Source organism: Priestia sp. P1_B12_1 (genome assembly GCF_056406695.1).
Genome location: NZ_JBFTZR010000001.1, coordinates 92974 through 111560 on the forward strand (window position 1 = coordinate 92974; position 18587 = coordinate 111560).

Here is an 18587-nt window from a genome sequence, read left to right on the forward strand (position 1 = left end):
TTCCATGTTTTTATCAAATAAGACGTGCTATAGTATAAACAGCACAAATGCAGCTGAACTCACTGATAAAAGGAGTAATCACTATGAAATACGACTTAACAAAATGGGAGCCTCACGGCTATTCTTGCCCTGTGGAAGCAGCCGTTGATGTAGTCGGAGGCAAATGGAAAAGCGTCATTTTATATCAATTATCAAAGGAACGCCGGCGCTTTAATGAACTGCGCAGACTCATTCCCGGCGTGACGCAGCGAATGCTCACACTGCAGCTTCGCGAACTCGAGCGCGACGGAATTATCCACCGCGAAGTCTATAAACAAGTTCCGCCTAAAGTAGAATATTATTTAACACCTTTTGGAGAAACGCTCATCCCTATTATCGAGCTGATGTTTAAATGGGGATATGATTATACGGATAAAATTGCTGAAGCGAGAATTCAAGCAGAGAAAGAGTAAAAAGCACGCAAAGCGTGCTTTTTTTATACATGTTTACGAATCAATAATTCTTTTAACCCGTACACAAACGTGCTTTCAATCGGCTTTAACTCAAATGACGGGCTCCAGTCCATCTGCGGATAGCGGTCAATCAGCTCAGCCAGCATAATTTTTGCTTCTATTCGAGCAAGCGGTGCTCCTAAGCAAAAATGAATGCCTCTTCCAAATGCCATATGCACATTTGGCTTTCGATCGATTTTAAATACATCCGGGTCTTCAAAATACTGAGCGTCTCGATGCGCAGATCCCATCCATGGAACGACGTGTTCGCCCGCTTTTAGTTTCTTGCCTGCCAGAGTCACATCTTCTTTTACGATTCGGTGAAGAGCTTGAACGGGTGAACGATAGCGAAGAACTTCTTCAATCGCAGAAGGCAAAAGTTCTTTCTCTTGTTTGAGTCGTTCAAAAGAAGCTTTATCTTCCATTAAACAATAAATCGTGTTTGAAATTAAATTTGTGGTTGTTTCGTTTCCTGCAATCAGCAGCAAAATAGAAAAACCGACGATTTCTTCATCCGTTAGCTGTTTCCCTTCTTCTTTTGCCTGAAGAAGCACGGAGATAATATCATCTCCTGGACGCGTGCGTTTTTCTTCAATGATTCGATAAAAGTAAGTTTCTAGCTCATCATTTGCTTTCATTTTCTCTTGCTGCAATTTTTCGAGCGTTTCACGTTCGTTATTAGAAGGACCCGCTACGATAATATCCGACCAATCTTTAAACTGACGCTGATCTTCTATCGGCACGCCTAAAATATCGGCAATTACCATAACCGGAAGCGGATAGGACAGATGCTCGACTATATCAATATCTTCAAGATGCTCCACTTCTTGTAATAATTCATTTGTAATACGCGCAATTTTAGGCTCCCATGCTTTCATTGCTTTAGGCGTAAAAGCTTTATTGACAAGCGCTCTCATTTCAGCATGCTTAGGCGGATCAATATTAATTAGGCTCGTTCCCAGAGCAGTTTGTCTTTGGTTTTGTGGAGGTCTTCGATCAGAAGAAAAAACATTCTTTTGTTCTAGCACTTCTTTGACCCCGTCATAGTGAAAAACATCCCATACCTGTCTTTCTTCATCCCATTGCACAGGCGCGCTGTTTCTCATCTCTTCATACCATGAAAAAGGATTAAATCGCTCTTCTTTTGTTTGAATCGTATTCACTTGACGGACAATTCCGTTTTCTCTTTCGGTTTTCATGTTAAAACCTCCCCGTATCGTTCAAATAGAATGACTGTGTAGTCATCTATGACCAAATAGTACCATATATACGAATTTTCTTAAAAATGATAGCTGTATATTTTAGTAAAAATGAATCGATAGAAGGATATTTTTTACAAAAAAGGGTAGGCGCATAGCGCCTACCTTTTTAAGAATAATGTTCTTCTGGTTTTTGTAACCGGTTGTCTAACGCGTACGCGCCGCTTCCTGCTAGAATCATATGAAGCGAAACGACAAAAAGGGCAACCTCAAGCTCATAGCCGCCTGTAAAACCAGCACCGCTTTTCGCTGTAAAAATAGCGCCAATCATTACAATCGCAAACAAGACACCGATTAAACGCGTTTGAAATCCAAGAATCATAGCGGCTCCCCCTACGAATTCAATAACCGCAACCGCATAAGCGAAAAACGCAGGAATGCCCATGCTGTGGAAAAAACCGACCGTATTATCAATACCGCTTTGGAATTTGCCAAGGCCATGAATAAAAAACGTTAGCCCTAACATAAGACGAAGTAAAAACGTTCCAAGCTGATAGCTTTTCATTTCTTTTCCTCCTTTTTTACTTTTGTCTGCACATGTAACAATTTTAGTTACAACTGTGAACAAATTCAAGGGGTTAGAACAGAAAAACAAGATATCAGCAAATTTCTTTATCTCATTTTAAACGTTTCTTTTAGAAGTAAGGCAATACTCCCTGCTCAGTCACGCTGAAGATACGAGAGAAATGCAAAAATATGATCCTGAATAATAAGTTCTGCCGTAGCAGAATGGCTCTTTAATAATAGGTGTTCAGAATATCGAAATCGGTTAAATTTATTTACATCAACATGGTGAACGGCCTGCACATGACAACCTTCTATGATGGCTTCTATTTGGGCACAAGGCGGTACAGCAAGAGATTCGGGCCTAATTTTCTCCAGGCACTCTCTACTTATGGCATGAGGAACAGCTGTCATCGAGCTCATTAATAAATCTTTTCTTCCTACCGTCTCGTTTAACACGTACTTCCACCCCTGCACAACATGCGTGAGCTTCGCTTCATCTTCACATACGTTTAAAGCTACATCAACGCCGCTCGCTACCGCTGAAGCAAATGGATACAACTCTTGAGCTGAAAGAACAAAATCTCCGTCTATAAAGAGAAGAATATCTCCTGTTGCTGCAAGAGCCCCCGCAGCTCTTCCGCAGTCATGCCCTAACCGCTCATCGTAGACGATAGTTTTGACGCCCTGTTCTTTGGCATACTTCTCTGACTGATCCGTAGAGCCGTTAATCACAACAATAATTTCCAACGGTTCAAGTTTTCTTGCTTCTGCAATCACTTGTTTGATTGTTTGTTCTTCGTTGCAAACCGGAATAATAACAGACAGCTGTTTTCCTCCATAAAAAGAAGATAATTTCCCCCAGCCGTGCTCCACAACTGGAATGGGCTGCGCAAGCATATCCACTCGCCTTTTACTATTCGACGACAGCGCATAGTATGTTTGAAGAAGCTGCTGATAGGATTGAATTCGCTCTTTTCTGCGCAGCGGACGATCAAACGGGCGAAAGCTTCCCTTTCCCTCTGTCTCAATCGTAATATGCGTGCTTACACGATACTGTGTTAAAAACGTCACAAATAAAGAAAGAGGCGGCATCTCCCAGTAGTTCTTTAATACGCTCAGCAGCACGCCGTAAGGTGCTTTTAAATAAGCGTTGACACGATGAGGCTTTCCGAGTGCATGATGCAGGACCGTACTCCACGTCAGTTCACTGCGATTAAAAGTATTCATCTTTGTTTTTTCCCACTTGTTTAGTACAACATCACTATGTCCGAATAACAGCGCCTGCACAAAACGTTCAATCTCAGAAGCCGAAAGAATAATATCTCCGTCTACAAATAAGACGGCCTCTCCTTTGGCGGCTTTGGCTCCTTCCATTCTTGCTTCATGGGGAGAAAGGCGTTTTTCCACTACTTTTACTATGCACCCTTCTTCTTTTGCTATTTTTACTGAAGCATCGGTACAGCTATTTGCGATTACAATAATCTCAAGCACATTCACTTTCTTAATTTGTTTAAGCACGGTCTTTAGCGTGTCTTCTTCATTGTAAACAGGCAGCACGACAGAAAGAGTTTTCATTAATATCACCCCTAAAAAAAGAACCACTGAATAACTCAGCGGCTTCATTCATTTAAAATACCTCTTGTATCTACAACTTTTTTTGCATTTTTTACGATTGACCAATCCACCTGACTATGGTCAGTTAATACCAGTACAACATCGCTTTTTTCGATTTCCTCTTTTGTGAGCGGGACAGAAAAGTACGTTTGCTTATTAAAGACGGCAGAGTCAATATACGGGTCATGATACGTTAATTCATACCCTTTTTCTAAAAGACCTTCACACACGGTTAGCGCTGGCGATTCACGTATGTCATTTACGTCTTTTTTATACGCAACGCCCACCACGAGCACGCGCTTTTCATTTGCGTTAAGCTGCTTTTCAACCCGTTTAATCACTTTATTTGGCATTTCTTCATTAATATGATGAGCCGCTTCAATAAGTTCGCTCGTTAATCCATTTTGCTTTAGTTTCCATAAGAAATAAAGCGGATCAACAGGTATGCAGTGCCCCCCTATTCCGGGACCTGGATAATAAGGAGTAAACCCAAACGGCTTGGTAGATGCCGCTTGTAAGACCTCATAAAAATCTATTCCTAATTCCTCGCACAGTTCATTTGTTTCATTCACCAATGAAATATTGACCAGACGCTGAATGTTTTCAAACAGCTTGCACATTTCCGCTACTTTTGGAGAAGAAACAGGTACAACCTTATGGAAAATAATTCCGTAAAATGTCTGTATATGATGAAGGCACTCTTTGCTGTAGCCGCTGATCACTTTTGGAATATGCTCAATGTCATACGACTTGTTTGCCGGATCAACTCGCTCTGGAGAATAAGCTAAATAAAAATCTATTCCTGCTTGCAAGTTAGAATCTTTCAAAATAGGCAAAACAATTTCTTCAAGCGTACCTGGGTAGGTAGAGCTTTCATAAATAATCGTTTGCCCTTTTACCATGTATTCTTTTAAGAAAGTAGATGCGCTAATAACTGGTCCTAAATCTGGATTGTGCGTTTCTGTAATTGGGGTTGGTACGGTCACCACTACATACTCGCAGGCTTGAAATGCCGAAATACCTTTTTTTAATTCATATGCTTGAAAATTTTTCTCCTTTTGAATCACATCATTACTTACGTCTGGAATATAGCTTTTCCCTTGTCTTAGCGCTTCAATTTTCCGCTTGTCAATATCAAGTCCAATCACGGTATAGTTTTTCTTAGCAAACAAAAGAGCAAGAGGCAGCCCCACATACCCAAGACCAATAACGGCAACTTTTTTATTCATTCTTCAACACCTCAAACAAAATATCATGTCTTCGTATGTCCGGGAGAAATTCGCCTCTTTCGCTGGTTTGGCTGATATAGTACGCCATGGCTTCTACATAATCACCTAGGATTCGCTGCGTTGACGCTGCCAAACCCTTGACTTTCATATGCTCTTTTCGAATCCGGTTTGTTCGCGCGACATCCACAAAATGAACAGGCTGGACATTAAAGCCGTACATAATACTTTGTAATTGAAATAAAGGCGGAATAATAAGAGATTCGTAGCCTACTTTCTCCATTACATCCCGTTTAATTGCATGCGGAATTGCCGTCGTCGTATTAATGGTTAAATCCGGACGTTTGCAAACAATATTAAGAAAATATTTCGCCGCGCTTACAGAGTGGATGGGATGCACTTCGTCAAGCAGACACTCTAAATTATTAAGCGCTACATCAACTCCTTGGTCAGCCGCTTCTAAATATGGACGCAAATGTTCCGCGGAAATCACAATATCTCCATCTACGAACAAGCAAACTTCACCGCTGCTGTACATCGCACCAATTGCTCGAGGTACATTGTGTCCAAGGCGCTGCTTGTAATGAAGAACAGTAGCTCCGGCTTCAATCGCTCGTTTGACCGTTACTTCATCGGCTCCGTTGGCAACCACAATGATTTCCTCCACTCCGGCTTTTCTTACTTCTTTAATCACGTTTGCAATCGTCTCTTTTTCTTCACCTGCTGGAATAACAGCACTGTACTTAACTCCTGTTTTCCGTTTTACATTCGGTGTATAAGCGGAAACAACTTCTCGGTTTCGATTACCATCTGTGAGCCCGCCTCTTATTCCTTTTTCTTCGATAAGATGAGCTAACGCTTTAATATGATCTCCAATAATATAGTTAGTGGAAATAGGGAAAGGAGAATTGGTAGGAATGGTTTTGTGGGTAGTTCTAATCTTATTGGTATAAATAACGTCTGAAGAACACGGTGCAACGATTGACATTCCTTTTAAAAGAGCAATCGTATGAGCAAGAGGCGGGTGAGCTAAGTTCTCGTATCCAATTTTAGCTGCCGATGTTTTCTTGATAGCATGGGGAATAGCTGTTAATGCTTGAATGGATAAATCTTCACGCTGCAAGCATAAGTTCAGCATGTATTTCGCAACGGAAACCGGATGCGGACGCACTTTCCGCTTCATAGTCCATGAAAGGTTGTTCAACGCTATATCATGACCGGTTTCTATAGCCTTCGTATATTTCATCAGCTCCTCATGAGGAACCGCTATATCTCCGTCCAAAAAAAGCAAAATATCTCCTTTTGCTTTTTTAGCCCCAATGGCCCTTCCAATATTAATACCAAGAGCTTCTTCATAATAAACAACGTGGCATCCTGCACCCTCCGCGATTTCCTGTGTTGTATCACTGGATCCATTTACGACGACCATAATCTCAAAAGGCTTCATTTTTTGAACTTCTTTAATGACAGGTAACAAAGAATCAGCTTCGTTACAGGCTGGAATAATCACTGATACTTTCAAACTCACTCAACTCCGCTGAAAATTCGAACATACGTAATGGATACTAATGGAATGGTTACATCTGCAGGCTCGCCATATGAGCTTGATGTACGTACAACAGCCGCTGCGTCCGTAACAGCAAGCAGTGTTCCATTAATAACGTCAATAGCTGTGATGATTTGCACAAATGAACCTACATTTTCTCGTAATGCATCTTGAAACATATTTTTTTCCTCCTTTCGTTTAAGCGCTTTGAATAGTCACAATGCTTGTAAATGGCAGTAATACCGTTGACGTTGGAGACTCTACTAATTCCAAATAATCATCTCCCACAAACGTGACCACACCTTCAAGTGGACCAGCTGTCGTTTCAATCACAACTTCCTGTCCGATATACTGCTCGGCAATTTCTTTAAAAGGTGATTCTTGAGATTCTTTAATAATACTTATTACGTACTCTTTGAACGTGTCAGAATAAACGACTTCTTCTACTGCTTTCTTTGTGTTTTCCTGAATAAATTCAGCAAATCGATTTGAAAACAAAAGGTGTTTTATCTTTTCTACATAGCGACGGTAACAACAAAAAAACATAAATTTTGTTCCTCCTTTTTATACTGTTATCCCTTCAAATTACCTATAACAATTGACGTAACCTGAGAGATTACTTTATCAATATATACAAGCTGTATCATAAAGGTGACAGAACTTTTGTCGTATTTCCATACAAATACGCACTTGACTAGTCCATTTTGTATAGGGGAATCCCCTACCTACCTCCTACCTACTACTGAAACCAATACAAAAAAGACAAAGCCCTTAGACTTTGCCTTTTTGTATCTATTAAATGATAAATCAGTTAGCTGCAATACGCTTTGCTCCTATATAGCGCTCTTTCCAATAGCTTGAATTTTTATCGCTAATTGTCACGCCTTTAGAAGACGATGCGTTAATAAATTTTCCGTCTCCAAGATAAATACCTGCATGAGAAGGCCCTTCTTTGTACGTTTCAAAAAACACAAGATCTCCTACCTGCGGTTCACTTACATTTTCACCTGTTTTATAGATATCTTCAACCGTTCTGGGAATATCAACGCCTACACTTTCTTTATATACATATTGAAGATATCCACTGCAGTCAAATCCTGAAGGTGTAGTGCCGCCCCATTTGTACGGCGTGCCCATTAAAGATTTTGCTTTGCTGATTACTTTATCCGTATTCACTTCTGATTCGCCTTCTACAACGCCGCCTTTACCTAATGCATTGTATGTATTCTCTCCAACAATTCCATCTGCTTCTAGGTTATGTTTCTCTTGAAAAGCCATAACCGCTTTTTTTGTTTCATAATTAAAATAACGCGATACTTCGCCTTTTAAAAATCCTTTATCTTTTAACACCGTTTTAACTTGTTCAACATCATCATTTGTCATCCCTTGTTTTAAAACCGTGTCGCCAAACGCAGCGTGTCCCATTGCCGGACTTGCAAATAAAGCTCCTCCTACAAGAAGCGCCGATAGCATTTTTTTCATTTCGTTTCCTCCCCGAATCATGTTTTAAGCACCGTACAACCATACCATCTGCGGATAACAATTCAATTAATAGAAGATAACAATTTGATAACAATCTCCTTAAACAGCCTCAACTCTTGGATGTAAAACGCCGAAATATAAGAAGAAGAGAAAAACAACTATTCTAGCAAATAAAGGTGATAAACATGAATTGGTTTAAACGAAACAAAGCGCACGCCGAAGCAGCGGCTGTCGAATCCATCACTGTAAAGCTTCATGTATCGGACCCGATGATAAAAAAGCAGATTAACATGATTTCCTTAACAGCAGAGGATCTCGAACGGATTGCCAGATTTCAAGTTCACGCGCTGAATGCCATCGAAGAGATCGTGAACGATTTTTACAAAGCTATTGGCGAACAGCCTCATTTGGTTGCGATTATCGAAAAGCACAGCAGCGTCCATGCATTAAAGCAAACGTTAAAACGGCATATTTTAGAAATGTTTGATGGACAAATAGACGATGCTTTTGTGGTAAAACGTCAAAAAATTTCCAAGATGCACGTCAAAATTGGACTTGAGCCAAACTGGTATTTGTGCGCATTTCAAAATTTATTTACTTCGCTTCTTTCAGTATGTGAACGTAGGATGGAATCAAAAGAAGAATGTCTGGCTTTTATTGCAAGTATGACAAAGCTTATTAGTCTAGAACAGCAAATTGTGTTAAAAGCCTATGAGCTTGAATATGACGAGCGGCGCGCTGGACTTCAGACTCAAAAAGAGAAAATTCAGCTAGAAATCTCGCGTACATCCTCTATCCTTTCTTCGTTATCTGAAGAAACGAAAACGTTTATGAATCAAATGCACAACCAGTCCTCTGACGTCGTTTCTTATGCAAACAAAAGCTCTGAACTAGCAGAAGTCATTGAGAAGGAATCCGTTACGAGTCAAGCAAAATTAAAAGAAGAACAAAACATGCTGGGAAGCATACAAAAAAATACGTCGCTCATTCAAAACAAAATGAAAACGCTCGAATATACATCACAGCAAATTCATCAAATCGTTTCGATTGTTACTTCTATTGCGGAGCAAACGAATTTATTAGCACTAAACGCTTCAATTGAGTCTGCTCGAGCGGGTGAGCATGGAAAAGGATTTGCAGTGGTGGCACAGGAAGTACGGAAGCTTGCAGAAGAAACGAAGAAATCGATTGCTAATATTTCCACTTTTATCGGAGACATTCAAAAACAAATCGAAAGCGTCTCGGCCCTAGGCGGAGAAGTCGCTACATTAACAAAAGATACGGCTGACAATATGAACAACATTACTTCTTTTTTCACGAACGTTCTTAGCATAACAACCGAGAACAAACAGCAAACCGTTCTAACAAAAAAAGAACTTGAAAAAATAGCCGATGTAATGAAGCAGCTGTCTCTGCGTATTGAGAAGATGGCCCATTCCTCAGAAGAACTTGAACGGTTAACTGAAAAAAGTTGATATGCAAAAAAGCCTTCTCAGCTTGCACAAGAAGGCTTTTTTTATTTTTTAAAGCTAGCGGGCTCTTGAGAAGAACGTTCGATAAACTGGACAAAATCCTCTCCGTATATGCTTCGAATCAGAGCCGTCAGCTCCACAAAGTCAGGCAGCTCTCCGTAAACATCCCGAAGCGGCATCGCTCCTTGAAACAAAGGATTTTCAAGAGGGTTATAATCCTCAAGCGTTTTTAAAAACATCTTTTTTCCTTCTTCTGTGAGCTGTACGTATGTATTCCGCTTATCTTTCTCATTTTTAGAAAGGGTAAGATAGCCCCGCAAGTGCAATTTTTTTGCAAAGTTAAAAGCTGTGGATAAATGCATGACGCCTAGCTTTGAAATGTCGGTCATCGACGCGATTTCCAGCTGATAAGCAATCCCCAAAATGTGATGCTCATTAATGCTCAGATCGTACGGCTTAACCCACTGCTCCCAATCCTTTTCAGTAGACTTCCAAAGAGCTTTACTTACTTGCATCACAAGCTGATTAAACAGCATGGCATCTTTAATTGTATCTTGATTTAACGTGCGTTTCACCTCTTCACTTCCTCTCTAGAAATGCAACCGTTCACATCATTTTCCCCTAAGACTTTATAAACAAAAAGAATGAAAATATATACAAAATATTATACATGATTGCTTATATATTTCAACTTATTTTGCATAAAAATAAATTTAAACGTTTCTTTATGTAAAAAAACAGGCGTGAACGTTCAGCGTTCACGCCTGTTTTTTAATGAATATACCGTTTACCAACCAGAAGGTTTGAAATAACATCCGTTGGAATTTCAAACTCAACGTTTCCCATATATCCTGGGGCGACTTTGTATTTATCAAATACAATTCTAAGCTTATGATCTTTCGTAATGTAGAAGCTTTGATTTTCATCAATCTCTTTAAAAGGATCCATATCTTCTTCAGTCAGCCAGTAGATTTTGCCTTCTTCATGTTTCATTTGATCTTTCATTTGCTGTTTAATATTTTCACTAATGACCTTTATATAGCTTTTATCTTTGAACAAACTTGGAAGCGTAACGAGCACTTCGTGTTTTTTATCAATCGTGTCGTACTGATTGACGCTCGACGTTGAAGCTCTCGATTCTTCCACATATCGATGAACCACAAGCAAATCATCGGTATCCGTCATAATATCATAGCCGCTGCTGACAGCCACGTTTCCTTTCTCTCCTTTTTGTAATGTTTTCATCTCTTTTTTAAACTGTTCATACAGCTGCTCGTTTTCTTTTATATACTTTTCATTCAAGCTTGTTTGGAGACCTTTGTTTTCCAAGCCTGAAATCGATGGTGTTTTCACGTCAATACGAGAATGCTTTTCTTCTTGCTTTAGTTCATCAAATGTGATCACTTCTACTACTTTTCCAAGCACAGGAATTTTTGCCATTGCATTTGCCGCGTCTGGACTCACATTCACCGTTGTGATAAAAATCATCGCTGCTGCCCCAATTGCGCTCGGCCAAATATAGGATTTCTTTTTACGAGAATATGAAGAAAGTGCCTTTGCAACAACATCATCTAATTCCTCTGGAATAGGAATGTCATGATACTGCTTCTTTAACTTTTCTATTTTTTCATTCATTGTTCTAAGTCCTCCTCCGTCATCGTAATCCGCAACAGGTTCAACGCTCTGTATAGCCTTGTCTTGACCGTATTTACATTTTCCTCAATAATTTCCGCAATTTCGTCCATTTTCAAATCTTCGAAAAAACGCAGAATAATAATGGTTTTATATTTAACCGGCAGATGATCCATTGCTTGGTTTAAATCGATATCTTCATACTGATCTTCACGTCCGCTGCTCAAGTGCTCAAGCGCTTCATCGTCCATAAGCGTTAAACGTTTATGCTTGCGCAGGAAATCGATTGCTGTTCGTACAACAATTTTATAAAGCCAGCTTTTAATCGATTGAATATCCTTGATACTGTCCATTGAAATGAGTGCTTTTTTAATCGATTCTTGCACAATATCAAGCGCATCTTCTTGATTTTTTACATAGCTAAAAGCAAGCCGGTAAAAATCCGCTTTGTGCTCGGTTATGCACGCTACGAGCATCTGATGTGCATCATGTTTTTTCATCATCTTTCATACCCTTCTATTTTCTCTTGCTGAAGTACGTCTATAAGGTAGACGGAATAAGTAGAAAAATAGTTTGGTTTTTTTTAAAAAAGTAAAACTAAATGATCGTCTCATGCGTCTATTAGGTAGATATATACAAAAAGGGGAATATTACTACATGAAAACCATGGGCTACAAACGTATTTTGACACTGCTTGGATGCTGTATTTTGTTTCTTGGTACAGCAGGGTATATCGTCAAAGCAAACAGTACAGAGAAAAAAACGGCAAACATTCAAACAGATCAAACCTATCCAAACGTTGAAATTCAAACGCTAGTTAAAGACCTTACCGACGGAGGCTATGCCATTAGCTACCCTTCCTTTGGTAAAAAAGAAATCGATCAATCCATTCAAGCTTACGTAACAGATCAAGTCGCACACTATGAGAAAAAGCTGAAGAAGCAGTCAAAAAAGAAAAAATCTGAATTAACAATTACATATAAAATTGTCCATTACAGCAAGCAAACGCTAAGCGTTGTCTTTGATGAATATGAATCTGTAAATGGAGAGAAAGGAACGTCTTCTCTCAAAACCTTTACATTTGACCTGCCTAATCAAAAACAAATGGCGTTAAAGGATTTATTTAACGAGGATGCAAACTATTTAGATCGCCTTTCGGCTATTTCATATGCTGAATTAAAAAAACAAATGAAAACAGCTGATTTTGACCCGGACCTTCAAAAAGGAACTCAGGCAGCTGATCAAAATTTCAGTCAGTTTGCGCTGCTTGAAAACAGTATTGTGATCTATTTTAAACCTTATCAGCTAGGTGCTGAACAAACGAAAACCAAAACAATCGCTATCCAAAAAGATTTATTTAAAGACATGCTGAGCGATGCTTACAAAGACGAAGTAGCAAATAAAAATAAAGTCAAAGAAACGCCTCCAAAACATATCGTTAACGAAATGCCGCAGCAAGGAGCGCCTATTGATCCAACTAAAAAAGTCGTTGCGATGACCTTTGATGATGGACCTAACCCTGCATCTACCAATGTGATTTTAGATGGATTAAAAGAAGTGAACGGGCACGCTACCTTTTTTGTGTTAGGAAGCCGCGTTCAATATTATCCTGAAACAATCGAACGTATGGTCAAGGAAGGCAACGAAGTCGGAAATCACTCTTGGGATCATCCTCAGCTCACACGGTTGAACGAAGCGCAGGTCAAACATCAAATAGGCGATACCCAAGCGCTCATTAAACAAGTGAGCGGCTATGAACCGCTGCACGTACGCCCTCCTTATGGAGCCGTGAACGCAAATGTAAGACGTTATATCGGAAATCTTGGCGTGACTCTATGGGATATCGACCCCGAAGACTGGAAATATAGAAACGTTCCTCACTCCGTTCAAGCAGTTATGAGCCAAGTCGGAGACGGAAAAGTTATTTTAATGCATGATATTTATCAAACAAGTGCCGAAGCAGCGGTTGAAATTATGAAGCAGCTTCACGCACAAGGGTATCAGCTTGTTACGATTTCACAGCTAGAACAAGTAAAAAAAGAGCGGGAGCAGCTGCATGTGCAGTAGCAGATAGCAGACGAACGCGTTGCAGCCGTTAGGATGGCTGCAGCGCGTTTGTTTTTTTCATGCGATGTTTAATAAATGCTATACAGAGCAGCGTAAACGGAATCACTACGTGAAAAGGGATAAAAAGCAATACCGGCATAATCGTTAGCTCTTCTTTTAAATGCTCTTGAAAGTTACTTGCAATCGTCAAAGAAAAAAATAAAATCACCGTGCCCACAGGATATGTCAGCGCAGAAGGTCGTTTCACCTTAAACAGTGTGGAAAGTCCAACAATCACAGCGTAAAAAAAGACGCTGATTTTAACAAATCCTCCGATTACTAATGCAATCATAAAAAACACGTCCAGCCGTTCTAGCTATTACTTCAAATCCTTTGTGCACCGTATAAATAATTAACAGCATCAGCATCACATTCATTACAAATAAAGGACTGTCTCTTGTTCCTCTGACGCCGAACCTTCTGTTTCCTTTGTATTGTCTTTGCTTTTTTTATTTTTAAATAAAGAAGGCACGATTAAAAACACCTTTCTTTTCTTTTTTTAGCTTTTTCCAAATAAATGCTTTGTATGCAATTTTTAATAGAGCAATCAAAGCGTAAGACAAAAAAAATAACAAAAACTATCGGTAGAATGTTTTCAAGAAAAAAAACAAAACCGGAGAGTGAGACGTATGAAAATCGTTTGGATATCAGCTTTGCTGTTAGGATGCTTAATGGGATTTTCTATCGGAGTGGATATGATACAAGGATTTAGTTTTTCCATGGCCTTGCAAAATGCCTACAGTCCGTTTCGGGTTATGGAGTTCGCTGAACTATTTGTCCTTTTTTTCCTTTTGTTCTGTTTTGTAGCTGAAGTATTTTATCGTTCATTTAAAGTGAAAAAAGCAAAACAGCGACAAAAATAAAACTCTGTAAAAAACACATATTTCTCCTTTTTACCACCTATTCTCCTTCTCATTTAAATGTTATAATTTTCATAATTGGAAAAACTTTTACACGCCTTTCTACATGAAAAGCTGTACGCTTAAACTACAAAATAAACATTGACTTTGAACTAAAAGGTGAAGAAATGATGAAAAAAAAATTAGCCGTTATTAGTACAGCTTGCTTACTTATTCTTGCAAGTGATCCCGTCCCTTCTTATGCTACTCCCGATTCCCCGGACTCCTCTTCCGACGTTTTGGACCAGTCAACAGACGTGGATACAACTGAAGAAGTAAAAGCAATTTTTGACTCCCTCTATCAAGAAGGCTATTCGCTTGGAGAAGAAGATGGATACGCACAGAAAAAATTCGAACAGTTTGATCAAACAACAGGACTGGACAAATCTTCTGAAGAATTCACGTGGTTTATGATGGGGTATACGGTAGGATATAAAAAAGGGCAGCAGCAAAAAGAGGAAGAACTCAAGACTGAACAAGAAAATGAAATGGCTGCCGGCGAAGAGGAAGGCTATCAGCAAGGCGTCCTTGATTACAAACATGCTACTGTTCAGTCAGAAATCGACCCTTTTCCTTCTAAGTCATCCGACTGGAATAAAGGGTATGTTCAAGGCTACAAAAAAGCTATTTCTTTAATGGACTTATCTGTTAAAGCAAAAAAAGAAGGCTATGACCAAGGTCTTGAAAATGATTCAATGAGTGTTCCGAGCATGTATGATGATGAGGATGTCACACGTCAGGCTTTTACAGAAGGCTTTGAAACCGCTCAAGCCGAAGTGCTGAAGCACCAAAAAAAGCAGTTTGAAAAGCAGGGCTACGTACAAGGCTATCACGACCTTCCACTCGAAGTACCTGCAGAAGCAGAAGGCGAATCGCAAACAGCCTTTGAGCAAGGATATGAAAAAGGACAGAAACAAAAGCAAAAAGACGTAAAAGCAGACGGATACGACTCAGCTTTCACTTATCAGACCTATAGAGCGCCTAAAAGTCTTCAGGACAAGCCCGAGCTAGAAAAATGGTACAAAGCAGGTTTTTATTCGAATAAAGATGTGAAATCTTTACAGCAAAAAGCTTATAAAGACGGCTGGAAACTCGGAAAAGAAGTGAGCGTTCCCAGAAAATACAAGCAAAATAAAGCTGCGGTGGCAATGTACAAGAAATATTTTGAGCAAGGCCAAAAAAAGCAGGATAAAACAGTGAGTCATATCCTGCTCGGCAGCGGTATTGTTCTTACACTGGTTGCTCTTATCACGCTATGGAGGCTCCGCCGCCGTAAAAATGAAGACACAACACTAGATAGCTAAAAACGAGTACATGAAAAACCCGGAAAATCACGATTTTCCGGGTTTTTTATGTTAAATAATCATTCGTTTATTTTCCGCAAGCTGAACTTCTTGCTCTTGTTTTGACTGATTTTGTTTTCGAATTTTCAAATAATAATAAACATAGCAGCCTATAAAGAAAATACCTCCGCAGTATAACGCCATTCGCTGCTCGGGATCAAACGCAAGACTGATCATAACGATACAGTTCGTAATAAGCGCTACGATAGGAAGAACCGGATAAAGAGGTGTTCTAAATTTCAGATCTTCCACTTTTCCACCTTTAGCCACGTAAGCACGACGAAATGCAAGCAGTGAAGCGGTAATCGCAATCCAGCCAATTTGAGCGCCAAGTCCAGCGAGTGAAATCAGCCATACAAAAACGGTTTTAGCTGCCACTACGCTTGAAAGCAGCGAAAAACATGAAATCACAAGCGTAATTAATAGTGCATTAAACGGAACTCCTCTTTTGTTAACTTTTCCAAGCGCAGGACTTGCCATTCCTTCTCTTGAAAGAGAATAAAGCATACGTGTAGCCGCGTAAAATCCAGAGTTTGCGACTGAAAGAAGAGCTGTTAAAATGATAAAGTTCATAATATCCGCCGCGTAAGGTACACCTACACTGTCTAACACAACAACAAATGGGCTTTCTACGACGCCTGCTTTTTCACGAGGAATCATGCTTGCTAGGACAAACACGGATAAGACGAAAAAGAAAAGCGTACGCCAAACCGTTTGCTTAATCGCTTTTGGAATTGTTTTTTCTGGATTTTCACTTTCCCCTGCCGCAATTCCAATCAATTCTGTTCCTTGAAACGAAAAGTTCACCGTAATCATTGTAATCAGCAAAGCCGTTACGCCATTTGGAAACAGCCCTTCGGCAAAGAAGTTTGATAGAAGCGGTGCTTCCTGTCCGCTTTTCATATCAATGAGTCCAAACATCGCCGCTCCGCCTACAACAATAAACATAATGATGGCGAAAATTTTAACGCTTGAAAACCAAAATTCTGTTTCACCAAATGCTTTAGCTGAAAGTGCATTTAGTGAAAAAATTAACGCTCCAAAAATGGCGCACCATAACCAAACGGGCGAGTCTGGGAACCATCTTTGCATTAATTGTCCAGCAGCTAAGAACTCAAGCGCCACCGTTACTGCCCATCCTAGCCAGTACAGCCATCCAATCGCAAAACCGGTTGCAGGGCCGATAAATTTAGTGGAGTACGTTTGAAACGATCCTGCAACTGGCATAGCAACGGATAATTCTCCAAGACACAGCATCGTTAGATACATAATGATCCCTCCTACTAAGTAGGAAATCATTGCTCCCATCGGACCTGCTTCATTGATGGTATAACCTGAACCCAGAAAAAAACCGGTACCAATACATCCTCCTAGTGATATCATAAAAAGATGCCTTGTTTTCATCGTTCTTTTTAATTCTCCTGGCTGTCCCTGTGGAATATTCATCCCATTTCCTCCCTTTGCTGCACAAAAATGAAATCGCTTTCATTTTTTTAGGTTTATTTTGTTTTTATAGCCGCTTACTAGGTAGCTCTTCATGGCTCAAGTCCATTAATGCCGGATGTTTTTCAAATGGCGCCAGCCCCGTAGCGAGGATGGCAGCCGCTTAGCCCTGCATAAACGTTTATTGGATCATAAAAGATTTTCTTCTACACGATACCTATTAAGTAGCTCTTTCTTATAAAAGCTTATCGCCAAACAATGAACTCATTAACGCAACCGCTACTTCTGCAGTTTTGTTATGCTGATCTAAAATAGGGTTCACTTCTACAAATTCAGCAGATGTCACCATATCTGCTTCCGCTAGCATTTCCATTGCTAAATGACTTTCTCGGTAGCTGATGCCGCCTTTTACAGGTGTACCTACGCCTGGTGCATCATCCGGATCTAAGCCGTCTAAGTCCAGCGACAGGTGCACGCCGTCTGTACCGCTTAAATAATCAATCGTTTCTTTCATCACTTGCGTCATACCTAAACGATCAATTTCATGCATGGTATACACTTTAATTCCTTTTTCTTTAATTAACTCTTTTTCACCATCATCCAATGAGCGTGCACCGATAATAACTAGATTTTCAGGTTTAATTTTCGGGGTATACCCTCCAATATTTAAAAGTACAGGATGTCCAATACCAAGGCTCACCGCTAACGGCATGCCGTGAATATTGCCTGATGGAGATGTTTCAGCGGTGTTTAAATCACCGTGAGCATCATACCAAATAACGCCTAAATTTTCTGAACCTTTTGCGACTCCTGCAAGCGTTCCAATTGCAATGCTGTGGTCTCCGCCTAATATTAACGGAAAACGGTCTTGCTCTCTCACTTCTTCAACTCGTGCAGCAAGCTGTTCATTTCCGCTGGCTACAGCCGCTAAGTTTTTCAAATTCGTATTTTTATCTACGTCTGCCCGCTCTTTAATTTCTACTTTAATATCGCCTTCATCGTGTACGGTATAGCCAAGAGCTTCTAAGCGTGTATTCATGCCTGCATAGCGGATCGCGCTCGGCCCCATGTCTACACCCCTTCTTGTTTGTCCGTAATCCATTGGTACACCGATAATTGAAATGTCTTTTTTCATTTTCTATACCTCCGTTGCATTTTATTCTGTGTGAAGTAAACATAGGTGTTTATGTAACTATGTATTTTTTTCATTGATACAGCCCCTCATCTATTTCTTATGCAAAAATGATGCCAACTTTGTTTGTAGCATTCTATCAGTCTTTTTATCACGGGTTTTCTTACACATGCCAAAAAAACTGTCGATTTCTACAACTTTTTGGCAAACCACGCAAATTTTTTTGTCGTTTGGTTTAAAATCGCCAATTTTATTTGCTTTCATAAAAAAGAGATTGCGACATAACAAACTCCATTCAATTTAAAGATGAACAAATGGAATAAAGGAGCGAGTATGGATCGCTCGTTACACCGCTGTTGATTTACGTGCAACAGCTAGAAGTAACTACACACTGAAAACCTACGTTTGCCATACCAATAAAAAAATCCGAACAAG

The 18587-nt window shown here is 39.8% G+C and carries 19 protein-coding genes; 5 read left to right on the forward strand and 14 right to left on the reverse strand.

Annotated features, from left to right (window positions below; all coding sequences use genetic code 11):
- Positions 1–83: 83 nt before the first annotated feature.
- Entirely contained in the window at positions 84–452 is a 369-nt protein-coding gene (locus AC1D0Y_RS00550; RefSeq protein WP_060747183.1) for a winged helix-turn-helix transcriptional regulator, read from the forward strand.
- 23 nt (positions 453–475) lie between these two features.
- Here the strand turns inward: AC1D0Y_RS00550 and AC1D0Y_RS00555 are convergent, their stop codons facing one another.
- The 8 genes from AC1D0Y_RS00555 to AC1D0Y_RS00590 all read right to left on the reverse strand — a co-directional run bounded on the left by AC1D0Y_RS00555 (position 476) and on the right by AC1D0Y_RS00590 (position 8125).
- Entirely contained in the window at positions 476–1690 is a 1215-nt protein-coding gene (locus AC1D0Y_RS00555; protein WP_060747182.1) for a cytochrome P450, read from the reverse strand.
- Positions 1691–1859: 169 nt separating this feature from the next.
- A complete protein-coding gene (locus AC1D0Y_RS00560; protein ID WP_013058570.1) occupies positions 1860–2255 on the reverse strand; it encodes a DoxX family protein in 396 nt (131 codons plus the stop codon).
- Positions 2256–2410: 155 nt separating this feature from the next.
- A complete protein-coding gene (locus AC1D0Y_RS00565; RefSeq protein ID WP_477707287.1) occupies positions 2411–3832 on the reverse strand; it encodes a glycosyltransferase family 2 protein in 1422 nt (473 codons plus the stop codon).
- 44 nt (positions 3833–3876) lie between these two features.
- Positions 3877–5100, reverse strand: a complete 1224-nt coding sequence (locus AC1D0Y_RS00570; RefSeq protein ID WP_060747181.1) for a nucleotide sugar dehydrogenase — start codon at positions 5098–5100, stop codon at positions 3877–3879.
- A complete protein-coding gene (locus tag AC1D0Y_RS00575) occupies positions 5093–6619 on the reverse strand; it encodes a glycosyltransferase family 2 protein (RefSeq protein ID WP_221840888.1) in 1527 nt (508 codons plus the stop codon). Before AC1D0Y_RS00575 ends, AC1D0Y_RS00570 begins: the two co-directional genes overlap by 8 nt.
- 2 nt (positions 6620–6621) lie before the next feature.
- A complete protein-coding gene (locus AC1D0Y_RS00580) occupies positions 6622–6822 on the reverse strand; it encodes a hypothetical protein (protein WP_029323776.1) in 201 nt (66 codons plus the stop codon).
- 19 nt (positions 6823–6841) lie between these two features.
- Positions 6842–7189: a DUF2642 domain-containing protein gene (locus AC1D0Y_RS00585; RefSeq protein ID WP_043978439.1), complete on the reverse strand. Its 348-nt coding sequence runs from the start codon at positions 7187–7189 to the stop codon at positions 6842–6844.
- Positions 7190–7450: 261 nt separating this feature from the next.
- A complete protein-coding gene (locus tag AC1D0Y_RS00590; RefSeq protein WP_060747179.1) occupies positions 7451–8125 on the reverse strand; it encodes a C40 family peptidase in 675 nt (224 codons plus the stop codon).
- 185 nt (positions 8126–8310) lie between these two features.
- Here AC1D0Y_RS00590 and AC1D0Y_RS00595 point away from each other — a divergent pair, with 185 nt between their 5' ends.
- Positions 8311–9600, forward strand: coding sequence for a protoglobin domain-containing protein (locus tag AC1D0Y_RS00595; RefSeq protein ID WP_477707288.1), 1290 nt, complete (start codon positions 8311–8313; stop codon positions 9598–9600).
- A gap of 41 nt (positions 9601–9641) precedes the next feature.
- On the opposite strand, the gene AC1D0Y_RS00600 is transcribed toward AC1D0Y_RS00595, so the two are convergent.
- The 3 genes from AC1D0Y_RS00600 to AC1D0Y_RS00610 form a co-directional block, all read right to left on the reverse strand.
- A complete protein-coding gene (locus tag AC1D0Y_RS00600; protein WP_028411008.1) occupies positions 9642–10172 on the reverse strand; it encodes an HTH-type transcriptional regulator Hpr in 531 nt (176 codons plus the stop codon).
- Positions 10173–10368: 196 nt separating this feature from the next.
- Positions 10369–11232, reverse strand: a complete 864-nt coding sequence (rsiV, locus tag AC1D0Y_RS00605; protein ID WP_028411007.1) for an anti-sigma-V factor RsiV — start codon at positions 11230–11232, stop codon at positions 10369–10371.
- The gene (locus AC1D0Y_RS00610) at positions 11229–11729 is read right to left on the reverse strand and encodes an RNA polymerase sigma factor (RefSeq protein WP_477707368.1); all 501 of its coding nucleotides are present in this window, start codon (positions 11727–11729) and stop codon (positions 11229–11231) included. Before AC1D0Y_RS00610 ends, rsiV begins: the two co-directional genes overlap by 4 nt.
- A 157-nt stretch (positions 11730–11886) precedes the next feature.
- Between AC1D0Y_RS00610 and AC1D0Y_RS00615 the strand changes: the two genes are divergently transcribed.
- Positions 11887–13296: a polysaccharide deacetylase family protein gene (locus tag AC1D0Y_RS00615; RefSeq protein WP_060747177.1), complete on the forward strand. Its 1410-nt coding sequence runs from the start codon at positions 11887–11889 to the stop codon at positions 13294–13296.
- A gap of 28 nt (positions 13297–13324) precedes the next feature.
- Here AC1D0Y_RS00615 and AC1D0Y_RS00620 read toward each other — a convergent pair whose 3' ends face one another.
- Positions 13325–13642: a GerAB/ArcD/ProY family transporter gene (locus AC1D0Y_RS00620; protein WP_306460684.1), complete on the reverse strand. Its 318-nt coding sequence runs from the start codon at positions 13640–13642 to the stop codon at positions 13325–13327.
- A 322-nt stretch (positions 13643–13964) separates the two neighbouring features.
- On the opposite strand from AC1D0Y_RS00620, the gene AC1D0Y_RS00625 reads away from it, so the two are divergent.
- Together AC1D0Y_RS00625 and AC1D0Y_RS00630 are read left to right on the forward strand one after the other, a co-directional pair.
- Positions 13965–14198 carry a YczF family membrane protein gene (locus AC1D0Y_RS00625; protein WP_028411001.1) on the forward strand — a complete coding sequence of 78 codons (234 nt, stop codon included), beginning with the start codon at positions 13965–13967 and terminating at the stop codon, positions 14196–14198.
- 167 nt (positions 14199–14365) lie between these two features.
- Positions 14366–15538, forward strand: coding sequence for a hypothetical protein (locus AC1D0Y_RS00630; RefSeq protein ID WP_235593625.1), 1173 nt, complete (start codon positions 14366–14368; stop codon positions 15536–15538).
- A gap of 51 nt (positions 15539–15589) precedes the next feature.
- Here the strand turns inward: AC1D0Y_RS00630 and AC1D0Y_RS00635 are convergent, their stop codons facing one another.
- Complete coding sequence (locus AC1D0Y_RS00635; protein ID WP_043978423.1) at positions 15590–17023, reverse strand: amino acid permease; 1434 nt, start codon at positions 17021–17023, stop codon at positions 15590–15592.
- Positions 17024–17255: 232 nt separating this feature from the next.
- Positions 17256–18155 (reverse strand): arginase, encoded by a 900-nt coding sequence (gene rocF / locus AC1D0Y_RS00640; RefSeq protein ID WP_013058586.1) that lies wholly within the window; start codon positions 18153–18155, stop codon positions 17256–17258.
- Positions 18156–18587 lie beyond the last annotated feature (432 nt).